Below are 19,178 nucleotides of genomic sequence, written 5' to 3' on the forward strand. Positions count from 1 at the left end.
AGCCGCCTTGCCGGCGGGAACGGGCGCGGCGGGCCCATAACACTGCCCGTTTCGCCGTTCCTACTTCCGGGTAATGTGGACCCAGAATGTTCACCCTCACCATCAACCAGACGGACCGCCGGCGCGACGGCGACCAAGTCCCGCAGCTGCTCAAGGCACTGCGGCACATCCCTGCGCGCCTGGACTTTGACCGGTCGGTGGAGGATGAAGTCCAGGGAATCGTCGATTGCCCGCACCAGGCCGTTGATGCCGCACTCGTTGCGCTGCGCAGCGGGCACTGGTACGTGGGAATTGGCGCGGGGCCGGTGAATGAGCCGCTGCCCAACCAGATCAAGGACGCGTCCGGCCACGGTTTGGTCTACGCCCGCCGGGCGGTGGACCGGCTCCGCAGCAGCAAGGAGCGGGTCCCGGTCGCGGTGGAGGGGCCCCTGGCGGATGTTGCCCAGGACGCCGAGGCCGTGCTGCGGTTGCTCGGATTCATCGTCCGGGACCGGTCGGAGGCCGAGTGGCGGGTTCTTGACCTGCTGACCCCGGGGGTCCGCGGCCAGCAGAAAGCGGTGGCGCACGAACTGGGAATTACCACCCAGGCGGTCAGCAAAGCGGTGGCGCGGGCGCAGTGGAATGAGGAACATGCCGCCCGGCCTGCCGCTGCAAGACTGCTGGCGCTGATCCTCGAAGCGAGGTAAGCCGCACCGGCCTAGCTGCCGGCTGCCGCCATAACCGGCTCGCCGTTGAAGTACTCCAGCTTCCACCCGTCCATCGCGTGGTGGTGTGCCAGGTTCAGCATGGCGTTGTCCACACTGGTCAGGGTCTGGCCGATGGCCCGGCTGAGGCTGACGCGCAGCAGGGTGCCGTGGGTGACAACCAGGAGCCGCTGGCCGCGGAACTCTTCCGCCAGGGCCTCAAGTGCGGCTAGGCCGCGGTCGGCGGCCTCGCCTTCACTTTCGGCGCCTTTGAACCCGCCCGGAATACGCAGCGCGTCCAGCTCGGGGCCCGCCTGCATTCCTTCGGCCGGGCCGAAGCTGCGCTCAGTGAGCTCCGGAACGCGCCGGGACACTGTCAGCCCCAGCCCTTCGGCGATCAGGTCCGCCGTCTCTGCGGCCCGGCTCAGGGGCGAGGAGACAATGGCGTCCCATTCATACGGTGCAAGGACCGCGACGGCGTCCCTCGCCTGGCCGCGGCCGACATGGTTCAGGGGGATGTCCGTGGCTCCCTGCAGCCGGCGCTGCGCATTCCAGTCGGTCTGGCCGTGGCGGATGAGGGCGAACGTCGTGAGGGTCATGCTTTCCATTCTGCCTTGGACGCGGGCGGGGACCGGAATCCGCTTGCTCTATCACCAATGGTTGCTAAACCGGCGGTTGGGAACCATAAGTGATGGAGCAACTCGGAGGCGCCGACCGTGGACGGACCGGTTAGAGGAGGCTCCGCAGCACGTGGGCGGCGCCGTCGTCGAACACGGAATGGGTGACCTCATCCGCAGCGGCGATGACTTCCTCCGGAGCCTGGCCCATGGCCACGCCCCGCCCGGCCCAGGTGAGCATCTCGATATCGTTCCGGCCGTCGCCCACCGCCACGGTGAGATGCTGCTCGATGCCGAGCCGGAGCCGGAGGTTTTCCAGGGCGCTGGCCTTGGTTACGCCCGCGGCAACGATGTCCAGCCACGCAGTCCAACCGACCGAGTAGGTCACTCCCGCAAGCCCCACGTGGTTGATGGCCTCGTTGAACTCCTCCGGCGTGTTTTCGGTGCTGAACACCACCACGCGCACGGCAGTGGCTTCCAGCATGGTGTGGAAGTCCACGCCCACGGCCTCGACGCCGAAGCTGGCGTCCTGGAACCGTTCGGTGGACAGGAAATTGCCGTCGGCGTCCTCAAGCGCATACTTGGCGGACGGAAGCCGTTCACGGAGCGCGCGCAGGGCGGGGGCGGGATCGAACGTGGCCTTGTGGATGACCTCGTAGCCGTCTTCCAATTCCGGGTGGAGCCGGAGGGTCACACCTCCGTTGCAGCACACGGCATACCCGCGCTCGATTCCGATCTTCTCGATGACGGGAAGCGTGGCATTCAGGGAGCGGCCGGTGGCAATCATTACCTCGTGCCCTGCGGCTACCACGGCCTGCGCAGCTTCCCGCACATCCGGGGACATGTGGCCGTCATGGTTTACCAGTGTGCCGTCCACGTCCAGGGCGACCATGAATTTCCGGTCGACACCCGCGTAGCCGATGGTGTTCCCGTTGTTGTCTCGATTGTTGTCTCGCCGGTCATCGTTGCCGGCGACTGAGGTTTCAGTCAGCGTTGTCATTCACATAGTGAACCAGACGTAACTGACACGCGCTAGGACGCGGGCCACAGGTTTACTGAACTGTTGGTTAACTGCGGGTTCCCGCAGACGACACCCGCCACCAGCCCCGATCTCCATCCATCACAAGGTTGTTCGCGGAACACGCCCTTCAAGAAGCTGATTCGCGAACAAGCTTAGGAACACGGCGGCGCGTAGCTTCTAGAGGGCACGGATACGGACTCCGGCAGCAAGGAGTTTGGCCCGCAGCCGGTCCGGATTCTGCAAGTCCACCCAGCGCCAGCGTACGAAGCCGTGGCCGAGAGCCCGTATCCGGTCCTCGCGGATCTTCTCCCGGTACACCGCCTCCTCCGCGGTGATTCCTCCCCGCAAGGCGGCCTGCACGTACTTGCTTTTGCCATCGAATTCACCAACCACTCCCTGCGCAGGCCACCAGAAATCACTCCTGCCAATAAAACCTTCCCGGTCGGCGAAGGCATGTTGAAGGGCGGGTTGCTCAAAGCCCAGGAGTTCGAAGACTGCCCGGCTGTAAGATTCCCCCACAGATTCCGGCAATGGGCTGGCCAGGGTAGCCGCTCGTTTGGCCCGGTTCACGGCGGCGGCGTGCGGAAGCGCCAGAATGCGGGTCCGAATTTCAGGCAGGGACCACAAGCTCGTACCAGCTGGCAGACTCCCGTCCCTGGAAAGCTTTAGGGCGGCCCCGTCAGCCACCACCAGCGCCCGACTCAGGTTTGTCGATGACATGACATCCACGGTGGTCTCCACCAGCCCCGGGCAGAGGAACTCGCCATGGCGGACGGGTTCCAGCACGGTCTTGAGCCGGTACCGGAGGGGATAAGAGCGCGTCGCCCGTGCTTCCCGAGCCGCTTTGTCAGTACCCAGAACCAGGAAGGGCGACTTCCTGAGGCCGCTCCGGCCCGGTAAGGCTGTTGCCAACTCGACACAGGGAGGGGGTGCCCAGCGTCGGTAATCCGCTCGCCAGTGCAGCCGTCTGCCCGCACAGGACCGCGCCCTTCACGGACCTGGCGATTGCCGCCGTCGACCATGCGAAGCGCTGCTCAGGCCCGGCACTGACCCAGTCACCCGTACGCACGTAGAAGCCGCGCCGGATCCTCACAAGCTGCCCCGCCTTGAAGGCGCGGTGCACGCCATCGGTGCCGGCGCCGGAGCGGAGTACGGCAGCGGTGTCAATCAGTCCGGGTGGTATCTCCATGCCCTCATGATGCGGGGATGGAGCCACGCGGGCGGCACGCCTCTGCCCGTATGTGGACAGCGGCAAGGAAACCTAAGCTTGTCCGCGAATCCGATGGGTTAAGGGCCCGGATCTGCGAACAAGCTTATGAAAACCCCTAGAGGACCGGGAAGACTTCCAGGCCGCCCAGGTACTTCTGCAGCGCCTTGGGCACGTTGACCGAGCCGTCCGCATTCTGGTGGTGCTCAAGCAGCGCCACGATCCAGCGGGTGGTGGCCAGCGTGCCGTTCAGGGTGGCCACGGCGCGGGTGCCCTTGGAGACGCCCTCCGAGTTGACCACGCGCTCACGGATGTTCAGGCGGCGGGCCTGGAAGGTGGTGCAGTTGGAGGTGGAGGTCAACTCACGGTAGGCACCCTGGGTGGGAACCCACGCTTCGCAGTCGTACTTCCGGGCGGCGGAAGTGCCAAGATCGCCGGCAGCGGTGTCGATCACCCGGTACGGCAGCTCGCACTTTGCCAGCATCTCCTCTTCCCAGGCCAGGAGGCGCTGGTGCTCGGCGGCGGCCTCTTCAACCGTGGTGTAGATGAACATCTCCACCTTGTTGAACTGGTGCACACGGATGATTCCGCGGGTGTCCTTGCCGTGCGAACCGGCCTCGCGGCGGTAGCAGGAGCTCTGGCCCGCGTAGCGGATGGGGCCTGCGGAGAAGTCCAGGATCTCGTCCGCGTGGTACCCGGCCAGCGCCACCTCGGAGGTGCCCACAAGGTAAAGGTCGTCCTCAGCGAGACGGTAGATCTCGGCGTCGTGCTTTACGTCGAAGCCGGTGCCCTGCATGGTCTCCGGACGCACCAGGGTGGGGGTGATCATGGGGATGAAGCCGGCCTCGATGGCCTGGTCCATGGCCATCTGCAGCAGGGCCATCTCCAGCCGCGCACCCACACCGCGCAGGAAGTAGAAGCGTGCGCCGGACACCTTCGCGCCGCGTTCCATGTCGATGGCGCCGATCAGCTCGCCGATTTCCAGATGGTCCTTCGGCTCAAAGTCCGGGAATTCACGCGGCGTACCGACGGTCTTGACCACCACGTAGTCATCCTCGCCACCCGCGGGAACGCCGTCCTCGACGAGGTTGGGGATGGTGCGCAGCAGCTCTTCCTGCTTGGTCTGCGCGGCATCGGCCTCCGCAGAGGCGGCCTTCACGGAGTTGGCCAGCTCCTTGACCTCGGCCAGCAGCGCCTGTTTCTCTTCACCCTTGGCCTTCGCCACCTTCTTGCCGAACACGTTCTGTTCGGCGCGGAGGTTTTCGAAGCGGAGCAGGGCCGCGCGGCGGGCGGAATCCGCGGCGATGATCGCGTCCACCACTGATTCGTCGGCGCCGCGGGCGCGCTGGCTTGCACGGAACTTGTCCGGGTTTTCGCTGAGGTCTTTTACGTCGATCACCACACAAGGGTATCCAATTCACTGCACGACGGCGGGCGGCAGGCGCCGTGCCCCCGCCCGCCGTGCGCCGGGCTACTGTTGAAGCACCATGAGCGACTGGATTCTCTACCTGCTGATTGCGGTGGCGCTTGCCTTCGCCACCTCCAGCTGGTGGGGGGTCCGGCGGCTCAAAGCCCTGCATATTCGCAGCGCCGTGGCCGGGGAGGCTTACGACTCGGGGCTGGGGCAGCAGCGGGTGGCCGTGGTCCTGAACCCGATCAAGGCGCGGGCCGGGGAAGCTAAGGCGACGATCCAGCGGGCCTGCCTGGCGGCCGGTTGGGAGGAGCCTGTCTTTTTCGAGACGACGGCGGAGGACCCGGGCTTTTCCCAGATGCAGGCCGCCCTTGCCGGCAAGCCCGACGTCGTCCTGGTGGGCGGCGGTGACGGCACGGTCCGGGTGGTGGCTGAGGCCCTGGCACACACGGAGGTTGCCATGGGCCTGATTCCCCTGGGCACAGGCAACCTGCTGGCACGGAACGTGGACCTGGACGTGAACGACCTCCACGGCAACGTCCAGACCGCACTGTTCGGCCGCCAGCGCTACATCGATACCGCCCGCATGGCCATCGAGAACTCCCGCACCGGCCACTACTCAGAGCACGCCTTCCTGGTGATCGCCGGAATCGGCATGGACGCCGAGGTCCTTGCCGACACCAACGCGGGGCTGAAGAAAGCGGTGGGCTGGCTTGCGTACACGGAGGCAGGCGTCCGCCACCTGCCGGGCCGGCGCAAGAAGATTTCCATCACGATGGACGGCAACCCGGAGCAGGTCAGGAACATCCGCAGCGTGCTTTTCGCCAATTGCGGCCTGGTCCCCGGCGGGATCGACTTCATCCCGCAGGCCATGATCGACGACGGGATGCTGGACGTTGTGGTGATGAGCCCCCGCAGCGCGCTGGGCTGGCTGCTGATGTACGTGAAAATCATGTTCAAGCACAGCGGGAAGCTGCCCGTCATGACCGTCTACCGGTCGGGCAGGGTGGTGATCAAGTGCCCCGAACCCATGCCCACACAGCTCGACGGCGACACGTCAGGTGAAGCCACGCAGCTCACCGTTCAGGTTGAGCCTCGGTCGCTCCTGGTCCGGGTCAGGAGACAGGTACACGGCAGCAGCGCCGCATCGCGCTGAACGGCGTGCCGGTCAGGCGCTGGCTTGCTTCTTCGCGTCCGCGGCGGCCTTGGCCGCTGCGTGGGCTTCGGACTGCTCCCGGATCATGGCCTGCTCCTCTTCGAAGCGCAGGCGGTCAGCACGGTCCGCGTCGTCTCCGTCCCAGTCCTGGTTGTCGCCCGTGGGCTTGGGGTTGACGATTATCCCCTGGCCGTCGTCGTCAGTGCTCCTGGTCATGACCCGCTCCCTTCGTCAGGGGCCATACCCCGTGTGGATCAGGTAAGCATACGCATTGTCCACAGCCCGCGGAAGTACTTCCGAACGCATTTGCCTACGCTGTGGGCGAAGCTGCGGAAGCGTTTTCACCTGCGAAGGATTCCGCAGCAAGTATGGCTTGGACCCACGACCGGGCCGCCGAGAACGCTGCGTCCGAGGTATAGGCCGGCACCGGAATCTCCTGCTGGTCGGCCCTGGCATACGAGCCCAGGAAGCGCGTCGCCGGGCTGATGCGGTGCAGGCCGGCCAGTGCGTCGGCCATCCTCGCCTCGCGGGCGTGGCCGTCGGCGTCGATGCTGAAGAAGTAATGGCCCAGGTACTGGCCGGTGGGCCGGGACTCGATCCGGCTGAGGTTGACCCCGCGGCTGGCGAACTGGTCCAGGATCTCCATCAGCGCCCCGGGCCGGTCCTCCGGAAGCGGGACAACCACGGTGGTTTTGTCCGCGCCGGTGCGGGCCGGCAGCATGCCCGGCCGGCTCACCAGGATGAAGCGCGTCACCGCACCCGGGTTGTCACCGATGTTTTCGGCCAGTACCGAGAGCCCCGGATGTTCCCTGGCCACCAGCGGTGTGCAGATGGCCGCGTCGTAAGGGCAGTCCCCGGCCAGCAACCCCAGGGCCGCAGCGGCGGTTGAGGAGCCTGGGACGTATTCCGCGGCCGGTATGTTTGCCTCCATCCACATGCGGCACTGGGCCCACGCGTGGCCATGCGTGGACACCCGCCGGACATCCTCCAGCCGCACCCCGGGCCGGGCCGCCAGGACAAAGCTGATGGGAACCAGGACCTCACGGATGATCCGCAGTTCCTGGCCAGTGGCGATGGCATCCAGTGTGGCAGTGACACCGCCCTCCACCGAGTTTTCGATGGGGACCATGGCGGCGTACGCCGACCCGTCGCGCACCTTTTCAAGGGCGGCATTGACGTTAGACGCCGGGAGCCGGACCGCATCAAGGGCGCCGGGTACCTGCAGCAGGGCGGCCTCGGTAAAGGTGCCTTCCGGGCCCAGGAACGCGTAGGTGCGAGGCGTAGCGGGCACTAAAGCACCAGCGGCTTGAGTCCGTTGTCCGAGACCAGGGGCTTGCCGGATTCCAGCCACTGGTCCATGCCGCCGGAGACGTTGATGGCGGTATATCCCTGGCCCGTGAGCCATTGGGCAACGCGGAAGGACCGGCCGCCCGTACGGCAGATGACGTAAAGGTCTTCGTCCGGATCGAGCTCGCCCAGCCGGGCCGGGATCTGGTCCATGGGAATGTGCAGCGCGCCGTCGGCGTGGCCGGCAACCCACTCGTAGTCCTCCCGGACGTCCAGGATCAGGGCGCCAGCGGGAACATCATGAACGGGGACGGTATCGAAATCACTCATCGGAGTCCTGTCTTGGCGGATCAGAGTCAGGTTTAAGCCTAGCCCTTCGCGCCCTTCCGCCCGGAACAGCTGCCTAAAACCCCGGGTTAGGCTGGTGAGGCCCAAGGAGGTTTCCATGTCTCAACAGACCACCGCCTTCCCCGCACCATCGGCATTTCCAGACCCGGTTGCGGAACGGTACGCCGGCCTCCAAATGGAGACCCGGTTCCATGGCTGAACTCCACGAACTCCCGGCCCTGGCCTTGCGGGACCTCCTGCGGAGCGGAAAGGTGTCCGCCACGGATGCGGCCGCCCATTTCCTGGCCCGGACCGGACAGCAGAATCCCCTTTTGGGCGCCTTCATCACTGTGACCGCCGACCAGGCGCTGGAACAGGCCCGGGCGGCTGACGCGGTGCGCGCCAGCGCCGACGCCGACGACTTGCCGCTGCTGCACGGCATGCCGCTTGCCTTCAAGGACCTCACGGATGTGGCCGGCGTGGTGACCACGCACGGGAGTGCCGCCCTGGACCACAAACCCGCTCCCGCCGACTCTCCACTGGTTTCCCTCTTCAAGGACGCCGGTGCAATTTCGTTGGGCAAGACGCAGGTTCCTGAATTCGGACTGACGGCCTACAGCGAAAACCGCGTCGCACCGCCGTCGCGCAATCCCCACGCTCCCAGCAGGAGTTCGGGAGGTTCGTCCGGCGGCAGTGCCGCCGCCGTGGCGGCGGGGTTGCTGCCTTTCGCCCCCGGCACCGACGGCGGCGGATCCGTGCGCATCCCGGCCGCCGCGTGCGGACTGGTTGGGCTCAAGCCGGGCCGTGGGCTGGTGGCAGCCGGGGAAAGCGCGGCCGACCCTGGGCGGCTGGTGGTGCCCGGGCCCCTTGCCCGGACCGCGGAGGACGCCGCACTGATGATGGATGCCCTGGTGCCGGGAAACCACTACCTGCGGGCAGTGCAGGAGGAGCCACCGCGGCTGCGCATCGGCGTCACGCTGGACAGCCCGTGGTCAAGCACCTTCCCTTTTACGCCGGAACGGGAGGCCCTGGACGCGCTCCATGCCGGCGAATCCCTCCTGGAGCATGCGGGCCACAGCCTTGGCGACGCTTCCATCCGCTATGACAACCGCTACCCGGACGCCTTCACCACAGCGTGGACGGCCGGGGTGGGTGCGGCCCGGATCAGCCCCTCGCGCGAAGCGTTGCTGGCACCCCTGACCCGGACCTTCCGGCGGCGCGCCCAGCAGCGCAGCCCCGCCAAGCTCGCCGAGGCACTGGCATTCCTCCGGCAGTTCCAGCACGACACCCTGGCGCAGTACGGGCAGTGGGACCTGATGCTGATGCCCGCGCTGGCGCAGACGCCGCGGCCGGTGGGCTGGTTCACCGGTACTGCGCATGGCGGTGAACGCTGGCCGTCGGCACAGTGGCCGGGGGACGCCGACGGCGACTACCGGAAGCAGTGCGAATACGCCCCGTGGTCCTCCATGGTGAATGTGTGCCGCCTGCCGGCAATCACCATTCCCGTCCACTGGACCGGCGGCGCCACCGGCAGCGGACTTCCCATGGGAATCCAGCTAATTGGCCCCATGGGTTCCGAAGCCCTCCTCCTGCAGGTGGCGCACCAGCTGGGCTACTAGGGAAATCCCGCCCCAGGCCAGTTGTTGACCTGTTCCTAACGCCGGCTTAATCCGCTGGTAACCCTGGCGGCGCACACTGGAAAAAGCACCTTTCAGCACCCTCCATTCGCCTCCGCCCGATGAGGAGTTGCCCCATCATGAACGCCGAATACCCTGCTCCAAGTGCCGAAACCACAGTGACCGCCGACGACGGACGTCCAGACATGAGCAATTCGAACGTCAGGGAGGACCTGGCGATGACCGGCCGGTGCGCGCTGGTCCACCTGCCCACGGGCCGGACCTGCCTCCTCCCGCTCCGGCATCAGGGTCCCTGCGAATTCCACGGCCCCCAGGAGGCGCAGGACGTGGTGGGGGGCCTCTAAGGGACCCGGCATGCCTTTGCCCTGCGGGAGCTGACGCGTTTACGCCGGCGGCGCCCCGATGCCGTGGCGGCCAATCGGCTTGCTGACGTATCGACTCCCCCGCCAATCAGGAGGACGATTAAAGGGCAGTCACCATGAGGAGGTCTGTGATGTGTTACGCATCGAACAAGGACTTCGGGTGGGGCGCCAGGAAAGAAACCAAGCGCCGGCCTGAAGCGGAAACTGAAGCCCCTGCGGAAACTCCGGAGGAGCCGGTCAAGGCACAGGACTTCACGTTCTGGGCCTTCCCAACCTGGCGCAGGACGCCTGCGCCGGGCGCCCCCTCCAGCGAACGGAGCAAGGAGAGGGTCTGATGTCCGGGCAGGAATGGCCTGGGCAGGAACCAAAGGAGGGGTTCTCGCGAGAGGACCCCTCCGCTATGACAGCTCCCCCCACCCCTGTCCCCTGGGCAGCTCTTCATCAGTGGCCGACGTACCGGTCGTTGTGCTGGGGCAACCCGGGCGTCTATGGTTGCACAATAAGCATGCTTATTATTCTGGGAAAGGGGACGAGCATGAGCGCAGGACAGTACACGCCAGGACCGGACCGACGGCCCGAAACGGACGTCAATGCCACGCCGTCGAACGCGGCCCAGCCGTCAGGTGAAGGTGCAGGAACCTATAGCAACGCCCCCTCCTACTCACCGGAGGAGCCGGGAACACCTCCCACCGCAACCACCCCCGGGCCCGCGGCCGGCGGCACCGCCGACCGCAAAGTCACCCGCGCGGGTGTTATCTGGGCCGGCGTGGTGGCCGCATTGGTGCTGTTGATCCTGCTGATCATCTTCATCCTCCAGAACCAGGACCAGGCCCTGGTCCGGTTCCTGGGATTTGAAGGTTCCGTCCCGCTGGGCATGGCCCTGTTTATCGCCGCTGTGACGGGCGGCGTATTGGTGGCCGTAGCGGGTGGTGCGCGCATCCTTCAGCTCCGTTCCAACGCCCACCGGGCCCGGACGGCGCAGCGCAGGTAGGCCCAGGGCCAGTAACAGGAGGCCGCGGGTAACGAAAGGCTGACTGCGGTGGGCAAGGTCATCCTGATGAACCACGTGACGCTCGACGGCGTCATGCAGGGACCCGGCCGGCCGGACGAAGATACACGGGATGGCTTTAGCCACGGCGGCTGGGCGGTTCCGTACGCCGACCAGTCCACAGTCCGGAAGATGGGCGAACGCATGGGCCCCGAACATGCGTTCCTGTTGGGACGGCGGACCTACGTGGAGCTCCTGGGGTCCTGGAACAGCCGGGGCGGTCCCTTCAAGGAAGCCTTGAACACCACGCCCAAGTACGTTGCTTCCAGGGACCCCGCGATGAAGCTTGAGTGGGCAAACTCCACCCTTCTTTCCGGTGACGTTCCCGCCGCCGTAAAGGAACTCAGGGAAACTTCTCCCCTCAACCTCGTGATCATGGGCAGCGGGATGCTGATCCGCTCACTCATGGCCGCGGATCAGATCGATGAGTACCTGCTCATGATCCATCCCCTGGTGCTGGGCAGCGGGCACCAACTTTTCGCGGGCGGCACCAAAACCCCGTTGCGGCTCCTCGAAGCCGACCACACGGCCACCGGCGTCCTCATGGTCCTTTATACGCCTGACCGGAGGCAGGTGCCTTAGCCTCGGTTGACCCCAAGGGCTGCGAATTTCCGGGCCCGCGCGGCCACGAGTTCAGGCACTGGAACGCCGGCCACCGAGCCCAGTTCATACTCGATGGCCCGCGCCATCCGCGTGCAGAATTCCCGCGGCTCCAGCGAAGCGTCGTCGCGCTCATCCACGATGTGGTCCACGAGGCCGTTCGCGTACAGCGCGGCGACGTTCACCCCCTGGGCCTGTGCCATCTCCGGGGCGAGCGCAGTGGTTCTGTGCACGATTGCACTGGCACCCTCCGGGGGCAGCGGTGAAAGCCAGCTGTGCTGGGCGGCGATGGTCCGGTCCGCGGGCAGCAGTGCCAGGGCGCCTCCGCCGGCGCCCTGGCCGAGCAGCACGGAGACCGACGGTGATTCCAGGCCGATCAGTTCGTGCAGCGAGCGCGCAATCTCCCCGGCAAGCCCGCCCTCCTCCGCCTCCTGGGAGAGCGCGGCACCGGCCGTGTCGATAACGGTGAGCAGGGGCAGCCGCAGTTCCTCCGCCAGCTTCATGCCGCGGCGCGCCTCACGCAGTGAACCCGGTCCCATGCCGGCTGCGTCCTTCCGCAGCGGACGGGCGTGGCCCAGCACGATGCACGACTGGGTGCCAAAGCGCGCCAGTGCCAGCAGCAAGCCGGGGTCCTTCTCCCCCTGTCCGGTCCCGTTCAGGGGCAGGGCATCCGTGGCGCCGAACTTCAACAGCTGGCGGAGGTCGGGCCTGCGTGGGCGGCGGGAAATCCCGATGGATGTCCAGGCGCCGACGGCGGCAGGCCGCACCGCCAGCGTGGACGGCTCAGGAACAGCAGCCTCAGAGGCAGCCGTCTCCCTGGGCATGAGGATGTCCAGGGCGCGGCCCACCAGGTCGGCAAGCCCGCCGGGTTCCACGACGCCGTCGATCAGTCCTTTATTGAAGAGGTTCTCCGCCACCTGCACGTTCTCCGGGAACGCCTCGCCGTACAGCGCTTCATACACCCGCGGACCGAGGAAACCGAGCAGGGCTCCCGGCTCCGCAACGTTGATGTGCCCCAAAGAACCCCAGGAGGCCATGACGCCGCCGGTGGTGGGGTGCCGCAGGTAGACCAGGTAGGGAAGGCCGGCCTGGCGGTGTGCCCGCACGGCGCCGGTAATTTTCACCATGGACAGGAACGCGAGCGTCCCTTCCTGCATCCGCGTCCCCCCGGAGGCGGGGCCCGCCAGCAGGGGCAGACCCTCCGCGGTGGCGCGTTCGACGGCGGCAACGATCCTTTGCGCCGCCGCGTGGCCGATCGAGCCGGCCAGGAAGGAGAATTCGCTGGCGATCAGCGCCACCCGGCGGCCGCGGATGAGACCGGCGCCGGTGATCACCGACTCATCGGCGCCGCTGCGTTCGCGCGCCTTGGCCAGGTCACGGGCATATTCTTCGGACAGTACTGGCTGCTGCGGCTCCGTGTCCCAGGAGACGAAGGAACCGGCATCCACCACGGCGTCCAGCAGTTCGGTGGCAGCCAGGTGCCGCACCTTCTCGGTCGTCGGCATGCTATTTGGCCCCCGCCGCAACCGGTGAGGGCAGGCCAAGCCACTCCCGGATGGCCGGACCGTCCTCATCGAGCAGCGGTGGCGCGTCATGGTCCGTCACGGTGGTTTCGGCGCTGTCACCGGCCGCGAAGAACCGCAGCGGCGGTCCGGGCAGGCTCACCTTGCCGAGCAGTGGATGCTGCACATCCACCACGAGCCCCTGGGAGGCCACCTGCTCCCAGGCGTACACCTCGTCCAGCGAGCGGACCTTCCCTGCCGGGATCCCGGCGTCGTTCAGCTTTTCCAGCAGTTCCGCCGCGCCGTAGCCGGCAAAGGCGCGTTCGACGGCGGCGATCACCTCCATGCGGTTCCGCACCCTTTCGGCGTTGCTGGCAAAGCCCGGCGCCACCGGGTCAAGCCCGAAGGCTGCGGCGAAGGAGGCCCACAGTTTTTCGCTGCCAACGCTGATCTGCACGCTCCCGTCCTTGCAGTTGAACAGGCCGTAAGGGGCGATGGACGGATGGTGGTTGCCCTGGGCCTGGGGAACTTCACCCGCAACGGTGGCCCTGGTGCCCTGGAACGCGTGCACGCCGATCAGTGATGCAAGCAGCGAGGTGCGCACCACTTTGCCCTGGCCGGTCCGGTTCCGCTCCACCAGCGCAGCCAGCACGCCGAACGCACCGTTCATCCCGGAGAGCAGGTCAGCAATCGGAACGCCGACCCGCTGGGGGTCGTCCGGACCTGACCCGGTGAGGGACATGAGGCCGGCCTCGCCCTGCAGGATCTGGTCATAGCCGCTGCGCTGGGACTCGGGCCCGTCGTGGCCAAAGCCCGTGATGGACAGGATCACCAGCCGCGGGTTGAGCTCGTGCATCGCCGCGGTGGAGAAGCCCAGCCGGTCCATGACCCCGGGCCGGAAGTTCTCGATCACCACGTCGGCCCGTTCCAGGAGTCCGCGCAGCACCGCCTGCCCGTCACCGCTCTTCAGGTCCAGGCTGATGGACTCCTTGTTGCGGTTGCAGGACATGAAATAGGTGGACTGCAGGTCGTCTTCCGGGCCGACGAAGGGCGGGCCCCAGCCACGGGTGTCGTCGCCGCTGCCCGGGTTCTCGACTTTGATGACGCGGGCCCCGAGGTCCGCCAGCATCATGCCTGCGTGGGGTCCGGCCAGTGCGCGGCTGAGGTCGACGACGGTGTGCCCGGCCAGCGGGCCTTGGCGGTTCTCGGTGCTCATGGTCTGGGTTTCCTTTCTGGAACGGGTGGCGGACAACCGCCGGACGGGCGCTGCTGCGGCTAGAGCCAGCCGGGGACCACGAGTGCCAGCCAGGCCAGGACGGGGCCGGCCACGATGACGATTCCGCTGTAGCCGAGGATCCGCTTGTAGAACTTGTCCTTGTCCACGCCTTCCGGGGCGTTGGCCAGCACCAGGGCGCCGTTGGTGGAGAACGGTGAGACGTCCACGATGGTGGCGGAGACGGCAAGGGCGCAGATAACGCCGACGGCGCCGATCTCGCCGGTGGAGAGGAACGGCACGGCCAGCGGGATGAGCGCTGCGAGGATGGCCGTCGACGAGGCGAAGGCGGAGACCACGGCGCCGATGAAGCAAATGAGCAGGGCCGCCAGCAGCGGCATGCCCATGCCGGCCACGCCGTTGGAGACGAATTCGATGGTGCCGGCTTCTTCCAGCACTCCGACGAACGTCAGCATGCCGCAGATCAGCAGCACGGTGGACCAGCTGATCTTGTTGATGGCACCCTTCTGGGCTGCGGGTGATACGAGGGCCAGGATGATGGCGATGGTGATGGACACGAAGCCGACGTCCATCTTGAAGCCGAGGGCCACGACGGCCAGAACGACCAGGCCGGCGATGGTGACCAGCTGCGGGATCCGCTGCGAGCGCTCCCTGGTGGCCGCCACGCCGTCGCCCGCGGGGTCCCGGGGGCCGTACATGCCGGAGCCGGAACCCTTGAAGGGAACGTCGGTGCCGGCTTTGGCGCCGACGCTGACGGCCATCCTGGCCTCGGCTGCCTGCTCCACGAAGTGGCCCACCTTGGCGGACAGGAGGTTCCTGCCGCCCAGGACCACGAAGAGCACCAGGGCAATGACCAGGTTGAAGATGAAGCTGGACAGGAAGAGCGCGGTGGGGCTGAAGGCCAGGTCCGTCTTGGCCAGGATGCCGTTGACCGTGACGCCGTAGACGGCGATGGGCGAGAAGCCGCCGGCCTGGGCGCCATGGATCACCATCATGCCCATCAGCAGCGGGCTGATCTTGTACTTGCCGGCGAAGCTCAGGGCGATGGGGGCAATGATGGCGACGGCGGCGGGAGACAGTGCGCCGACGGCGGTGATCACGGCGGTGATGGCGAACATGACCCAGGGGATCAGGGCAACGCGGCTGCCCACCAGGCGGACGGCGCCGCGGACCAGCAGGTCAATGGTGCCGTTGCTCTGCGCTATGGCAAACAGGTAGGTGACGCCGACGATCGTCAGGAAGAGGCCGCCCGGGAAGTTGGCCAGGATTTCGTTGGTGGACATGCCCAGCACCAGGGCGCCGAGCAGGAAGGCGCCCACAAAGGCGAGTGCGCCCATGTTGAGGGGCAGGACGGTGGCAAGCAGGAACATCGCCGCCAGGATGATGATCGATAGGACAGGAGCGGACATCGTTGGTCCTCCGTTGGGGAAGAAGAATGTGATGTGAGTTACTGGCTCACTGGACTAGCCTCTTAGACAGTGAGTCTATCTGTCAATAGACACAGGAGGTATTCTGGTGCTTGCTACCCGAGGGAGGGCTTTGTGGAGAAGACAGCACGGCTGGGCCTGGAACGCGTCTCGCGGCCCCGGCTTTACGAGCAGCTGGTGGAACAGATTCTGGCCTACATCGAGTCCGCCCAGCTCCGCCCCGGCGATCTCCTGCCTGCCGAGCGCGACCTGGCCGAACGGCTGGGGGTTTCCCGCGCCACCCTGGCCCAGGCCCTGGTGGCCCTGGAAGTGCTGGGCGTCATCGACGTGCAGCACGGCACCGGCGCAGTCCTGGCCCGGCGGCCCAGCGTGGCCTCGGTCATCAAGGGCCTGCGTGAGCACCAGAGCCGGCTGCCGGAGATCGTGGAGGCGCGCAGCACCCTGGAAGTGAAGCTTGCCGCCCTCGCCGCGGAACGCCGGACCGACCAGGACCTCACCGCCATCGACAACGCCCTGGACGTCATGGCGAAGGAAATCAACGACGGCGACCGCGGCACCCACGGCGACGAACTGTTCCACCAGGCCATCACCGCCGCCGCACACTCCTCCGTCCTGGCACAGCTCATGGCCTTCATTGCCGAGATGATCCTGGAAACCCGGATGCAGTCCCTGGGCCAGCCCGGCCGGCCCGAGCAGTCCCTGGCGTCGCACCGGAAAATCGCCGATGCCGTCCGCGCCCGGGACGCGGAGGCGGCCGCAGACGCCATGCTGGCGCACATCGAGCTCGTCTCGGACGTGGAGCTGCTGCGCTAACAGCCCGGCCGGCCTGAGGAATCACGGCGACACGCCGGCGTGTCTGGTTTCCCGGACAGGATACACAGCCCCGTTGTTCTTTTCGGCCACCCAAACCGATGTGATGGACCTAACGTTTCCATCACTGAGGAGTTTGGCCATGGCCGGAGGCAGTACCGCCGTAGAGGCACGATCCATTGACATGATCCCGCCGGGTGAACGCCACGGCCACCCGCGCGGCCAGTTCACCCTGTGGTTTGGCGCCAATGCCCAGATCACCGCCATGGTGGACGGCGCCCTGGCGGTGGTGTTCGGCGCGGACGCCTTCTGGGCCATTGTGGGTCTGTTAATTGGAAACGTGGCGGGCGGCGCCGTCATGGCACTCCACTCGGCGCAGGGTCCCAGGCTGGGACTGCCGCAGATGATTTCCAGCCGCGCCCCAGTTCGGGGTTTATGGCGCCGTGATTCCGCTGGTGCTGGTCATCCTGATGTACGTCGGGTTCGCCTCCACGGGCACGGTCCTCTCGGGGCAGGCGATCAACCTCATGCTGGGAGTGGACGTTCCCGCCGTCGGAATCCTCCTCTTCGGCGCCGCAACAGCGCTGCTCGCCATCCTGGGATACAAATACATCCACGCGCTGGGGCGCATCGCCACCGTGCTGGGCCTGGCCGGCTTCCTGTACCTGACGCTGGCCGTTGCCACGAAGTTCGACGTCACCCAGCTGATGATGGGCAAGGGCTTTGAATGGCCCACGTTCCTCACGGCCGTTGCCCTTGGCGCCGGCTGGCAGCTCACCTTCGGCCCCTATGTTGCCGATTACTCCCGCTACCTGCCCGCGGACACCTCGGAACGGAAGACCTTCTGGTACACCTTCGCCGGCTCTGTTGGCGGGGCCCAGTGGGCCATGACGCTGGGCGCTTTGGCCGGCGGGCTCTCCGCCGCCAAGCTGGGCGGGGACTTCCTGAAGAACCAGGTGGGCTACATGGGCGATCTCGCCGGCGGCGGGCTGATCGCCGTCTTCATCTACCTGATGATCGTCACCGGCAAGCTGACGGTCAACTGCCTGAATGCCTACGGCGCCTTCATGTGCGGCGTGACCATCAGCACCGCCGTCAACCGGAGGGACACCGTCTCCAAGGCCGTCCGGATTGCCTTCATCGTGGCGGTGATAGGCGCCAGCGTGCTCATCGCGTTGTTCGCCAGCAAGGACTTCCTGAATTTGTTCAAGAACTTCGTCCTCCTGCTGCTCATGGTGTTCACGCCATGGTCCGTGATCAACCTGGTGGACTACTACAAGATCTCCCGGGACCGCCTGGACATCCCCGCCCTCTACAACCCGGACGGCCGTTACGGCCGCTGGAACGCTGCCGCCCTGGTCTCCTATGGAACCGGCGTCGTCATCCAGATCCCGTTCCTGGCGCAGGCGTTGTACACGGGCCCCGTCACCAAACTGCTGGGCGGCGCGGACATCTCCTGGCTCGTGGGGATCGTTGCCACGCTGGCCATCTACTACCCGTGGGCCAAGGCCACCAACCGTGCCCCGGCGCAGACCATCTACCCGGGAAGCCCGGTTGAGGTGCCGGCGGCCGCGGCCGTGAAGGGATAGGGCACGACGGCGGCCTGGGCGTTGGGTTGCAACCCCAGCAGGTGCCCCGGCCGCCGTCGCCGTCGCTCTTCGAGATAAGCGGCGCTAGAAAGTGCCCGTGTTCGAGCCGGCAGTGCCGGCAACGGCCAGACCTATGATGAGCAGCAGCCAGACGGCCCCATACCCCAGCAGGCACAGGTAACCCAGCACCAGGCCGGTGATGGACATCCCCCTGCCGGAGGGTTCGCGGCGGAGGGCCAGGTGGCCGGTGATGATGGCTGCCAGCTGCGGAAGCAACAGCCAGCCCATGATGACTGAGGCAATGCCGCAGACCATGCTCGCGATGCTCAGGGTCTTCGGTTCCACCGGCCGCCCATAGTAGGACGGCTGGCCAAAGTATTGCGGCTGCCCGTACTGCGGCTGCCCGTACTGGGCATTGTTGTGCTGACCATTGTTGTACTGGGCTGGGTTGTATTGTTGCTGGCCGTATTGGGGTTGCCCATAGGGGGACCCCTGCCCGTACTGGGCGGGCGGCTGGTAGCTGGGCCACGGCGAATCGTCCCGCTGGTGGTCAGGTTCCTGGGATGGCTGGTTGCTCATGATTTCTCCCTGCGAATCTGGCTACAGCCTACTTCAGTGCAGGACCAGGCGGATGGCCAGGACCAGCATCAGCACGCCGATGGCAGCATCAATCCAGCGCCAGGTGCGGGGACTGCTGAGCACTCCTGCCAGCGCCCGTGCCCCGTACCCCAGGGCGGAGAACCACAGCACGCTTCCGGCGACTGCGCCTGCGGCGAAGATCCACCGCAGATCGGCACCCTGCTGGTTGGCAAGGCTGCCCAGCAGCACCACGGTGTCCAGGTAGACATGCGGGTTCAGGAAGGTCAGGGCGGCCGTGGTGGCCAGCACCGAGTTCTTCGACCTGGGCGCCTGCTCCGCCAGGGCCGAGGGTTTCGCCGCTGCCATGAAGGACCGCGCCGCAAACCACAGCAGATAGGCGGCTCCCGCCCAACGCAGCACTTCCAGCGCCTCGGGGAACCGGGCGACCACAGCCCCGATGCCCGCCGTGCCACCCACGATGAGCACGGCGTCGCCGGCCATGCAGACGGCCACCACCGCACCGATGTGCTCCCGCCGGATGCCCTGGCGGAGCACGAAGGCATTCTGGGCACCGATCGCGACGATCAGCGCCATACCGGTGAGCATTCCCGTTATTCCTGCAGTCCACATAGCTATGACGGTAGGTTTCCCGCCGACCTGTAGGCAAATAAAGGATTCTTC

Annotated in this window: 21 protein-coding genes and 1 pseudogene; 9 read left to right on the top strand and 13 right to left on the bottom strand. The window is 66.7% G+C overall.

Going from position 1 to position 19,178, the window contains the following annotated elements; translation table 11 throughout:
* Positions 1-86: 86 nt before the first annotated feature.
* Entirely contained in the window at positions 87-686 is a 600-nt protein-coding gene (locus tag QFZ57_RS03855; protein WP_306629137.1) for a hypothetical protein, read from the top strand.
* 11 nt (positions 687-697) lie between these two features.
* On the opposite strand, the gene QFZ57_RS03860 is transcribed toward QFZ57_RS03855, so the two are convergent.
* The 5 genes from QFZ57_RS03860 to serS form a co-directional block, all read right to left on the bottom strand.
* Positions 698-1,282: a histidine phosphatase family protein gene (locus tag QFZ57_RS03860; protein ID WP_306629138.1), complete on the bottom strand. Its 585-nt coding sequence runs from the start codon at positions 1,280-1,282 to the stop codon at positions 698-700.
* A gap of 130 nt (positions 1,283-1,412) precedes the next feature.
* Positions 1,413-2,300 carry an HAD family hydrolase gene (locus QFZ57_RS03865; protein ID WP_306898105.1) on the bottom strand — a complete coding sequence of 296 codons (888 nt, stop codon included), beginning with the start codon at positions 2,298-2,300 and terminating at the stop codon, positions 1,413-1,415.
* A 198-nt stretch (positions 2,301-2,498) separates the two neighbouring features.
* Positions 2,499-3,107 carry a hypothetical protein gene (locus QFZ57_RS03870; RefSeq protein WP_306898106.1) on the bottom strand — a complete coding sequence of 203 codons (609 nt, stop codon included), beginning with the start codon at positions 3,105-3,107 and terminating at the stop codon, positions 2,499-2,501.
* A gap of 61 nt (positions 3,108-3,168) precedes the next feature.
* Entirely contained in the window at positions 3,169-3,510 is a 342-nt protein-coding gene (locus QFZ57_RS03875; protein ID WP_306898108.1) for a type IV toxin-antitoxin system AbiEi family antitoxin domain-containing protein, read from the bottom strand.
* 136 nt (positions 3,511-3,646) lie between these two features.
* Positions 3,647-4,927 carry a serine--tRNA ligase gene (gene serS, locus QFZ57_RS03880; protein WP_306629141.1) on the bottom strand — a complete coding sequence of 427 codons (1,281 nt, stop codon included), beginning with the start codon at positions 4,925-4,927 and terminating at the stop codon, positions 3,647-3,649.
* Positions 4,928-5,015: 88 nt separating this feature from the next.
* Between serS and QFZ57_RS03885 the strand changes: the two genes are divergently transcribed.
* A complete protein-coding gene (locus tag QFZ57_RS03885) occupies positions 5,016-6,095 on the top strand; it encodes a diacylglycerol/lipid kinase family protein (protein WP_306898111.1) in 1,080 nt (359 codons plus the stop codon).
* A 12-nt stretch (positions 6,096-6,107) separates the two neighbouring features.
* Here the strand turns inward: QFZ57_RS03885 and QFZ57_RS03890 are convergent, their stop codons facing one another.
* The 3 genes from QFZ57_RS03890 to QFZ57_RS03900 all read right to left on the bottom strand — a co-directional run bounded on the left by QFZ57_RS03890 (position 6,108) and on the right by QFZ57_RS03900 (position 7,712).
* Positions 6,108-6,311 (bottom strand): hypothetical protein, encoded by a 204-nt coding sequence (locus QFZ57_RS03890; RefSeq protein WP_306898114.1) that lies wholly within the window; start codon positions 6,309-6,311, stop codon positions 6,108-6,110.
* A gap of 94 nt (positions 6,312-6,405) precedes the next feature.
* The gene (pheA, locus tag QFZ57_RS03895) at positions 6,406-7,386 is read right to left on the bottom strand and encodes a prephenate dehydratase (RefSeq protein ID WP_306898116.1); all 981 of its coding nucleotides are present in this window, start codon (positions 7,384-7,386) and stop codon (positions 6,406-6,408) included.
* Complete coding sequence (locus tag QFZ57_RS03900) at positions 7,386-7,712, bottom strand: rhodanese-like domain-containing protein (protein ID WP_306898117.1); 327 nt, start codon at positions 7,710-7,712, stop codon at positions 7,386-7,388. The genes pheA and QFZ57_RS03900 overlap by 1 nt, the downstream gene beginning before the upstream one ends.
* Positions 7,713-7,921: 209 nt before the next feature.
* Between QFZ57_RS03900 and QFZ57_RS03905 the strand changes: the two genes are divergently transcribed.
* From QFZ57_RS03905 to QFZ57_RS03920, 4 genes are all read left to right on the top strand, one after another.
* Positions 7,922-9,328, top strand: coding sequence for an amidase (locus tag QFZ57_RS03905; RefSeq protein ID WP_306898118.1), 1,407 nt, complete (start codon positions 7,922-7,924; stop codon positions 9,326-9,328).
* Positions 9,329-9,465: 137 nt separating this feature from the next.
* Positions 9,466-9,690: a hypothetical protein gene (locus QFZ57_RS03910; protein ID WP_306898119.1), complete on the top strand. Its 225-nt coding sequence runs from the start codon at positions 9,466-9,468 to the stop codon at positions 9,688-9,690.
* A gap of 553 nt (positions 9,691-10,243) precedes the next feature.
* Positions 10,244-10,699, top strand: a complete 456-nt coding sequence (locus QFZ57_RS03915; RefSeq protein WP_306898121.1) for a LapA family protein — start codon at positions 10,244-10,246, stop codon at positions 10,697-10,699.
* A 66-nt stretch (positions 10,700-10,765) separates the two neighbouring features.
* Positions 10,766-11,338, top strand: a complete 573-nt coding sequence (locus QFZ57_RS03920; RefSeq protein ID WP_306898123.1) for a dihydrofolate reductase family protein — start codon at positions 10,766-10,768, stop codon at positions 11,336-11,338.
* Here QFZ57_RS03920 and QFZ57_RS03925 read toward each other — a convergent pair.
* The 3 genes from QFZ57_RS03925 to QFZ57_RS03935 are packed head-to-tail and all read right to left on the bottom strand — an operon-like array spanning position 11,335 to position 15,501.
* Entirely contained in the window at positions 11,335-12,861 is a 1,527-nt protein-coding gene (locus QFZ57_RS03925; RefSeq protein ID WP_306898125.1) for a carboxyl transferase domain-containing protein, read from the bottom strand. The genes QFZ57_RS03920 and QFZ57_RS03925 overlap by 4 nt on opposite strands.
* 1 nt (position 12,862) lies before the next feature.
* Positions 12,863-14,074, bottom strand: a complete 1,212-nt coding sequence (locus tag QFZ57_RS03930; protein WP_306898127.1) for a CaiB/BaiF CoA transferase family protein — start codon at positions 14,072-14,074, stop codon at positions 12,863-12,865.
* 59 nt (positions 14,075-14,133) lie between these two features.
* On the bottom strand, positions 14,134-15,501 hold the full coding sequence (locus QFZ57_RS03935) for an SLC13 family permease (protein WP_306898128.1): 1,368 nt from the start codon (positions 15,499-15,501) through the stop codon (positions 14,134-14,136).
* 132 nt (positions 15,502-15,633) lie between these two features.
* Between QFZ57_RS03935 and QFZ57_RS03940 the strand changes: the two genes are divergently transcribed.
* The 3 genes and pseudogenes from QFZ57_RS03940 to QFZ57_RS03950 all read left to right on the top strand — a co-directional run bounded on the left by QFZ57_RS03940 (position 15,634) and on the right by QFZ57_RS03950 (position 17,918).
* Complete coding sequence (locus QFZ57_RS03940) at positions 15,634-16,332, top strand: FadR/GntR family transcriptional regulator (protein WP_306898130.1); 699 nt, start codon at positions 15,634-15,636, stop codon at positions 16,330-16,332.
* 181 nt (positions 16,333-16,513) lie between these two features.
* Positions 16,514-16,690, top strand: a pseudogene (locus tag QFZ57_RS03945) (cytosine permease); the annotation flags it as partial.
* Positions 16,691-16,772: 82 nt separating this feature from the next.
* Positions 16,773-17,918, top strand: a complete 1,146-nt coding sequence (locus QFZ57_RS03950; protein ID WP_306898132.1) for a purine-cytosine permease family protein — start codon at positions 16,773-16,775, stop codon at positions 17,916-17,918.
* Between the two features lie 84 nt (positions 17,919-18,002).
* Here the strand turns inward: QFZ57_RS03950 and QFZ57_RS03955 are convergent, their stop codons facing one another.
* Both QFZ57_RS03955 and QFZ57_RS03960 read right to left on the bottom strand, forming a co-directional pair.
* Positions 18,003-18,497, bottom strand: coding sequence for a DUF4190 domain-containing protein (locus QFZ57_RS03955; protein ID WP_306629155.1), 495 nt, complete (start codon positions 18,495-18,497; stop codon positions 18,003-18,005).
* A 33-nt stretch (positions 18,498-18,530) separates the two neighbouring features.
* Positions 18,531-19,103, bottom strand: a complete 573-nt coding sequence (locus QFZ57_RS03960) for a LysE/ArgO family amino acid transporter (protein WP_306898134.1) — start codon at positions 19,101-19,103, stop codon at positions 18,531-18,533.
* Positions 19,104-19,178: the final 75 nt, after the last annotated feature.

The organism is Arthrobacter sp. B1I2 (assembly GCF_030816485.1).
Classification (GTDB): domain Bacteria; phylum Actinomycetota; class Actinomycetes; order Actinomycetales; family Micrococcaceae; genus Arthrobacter.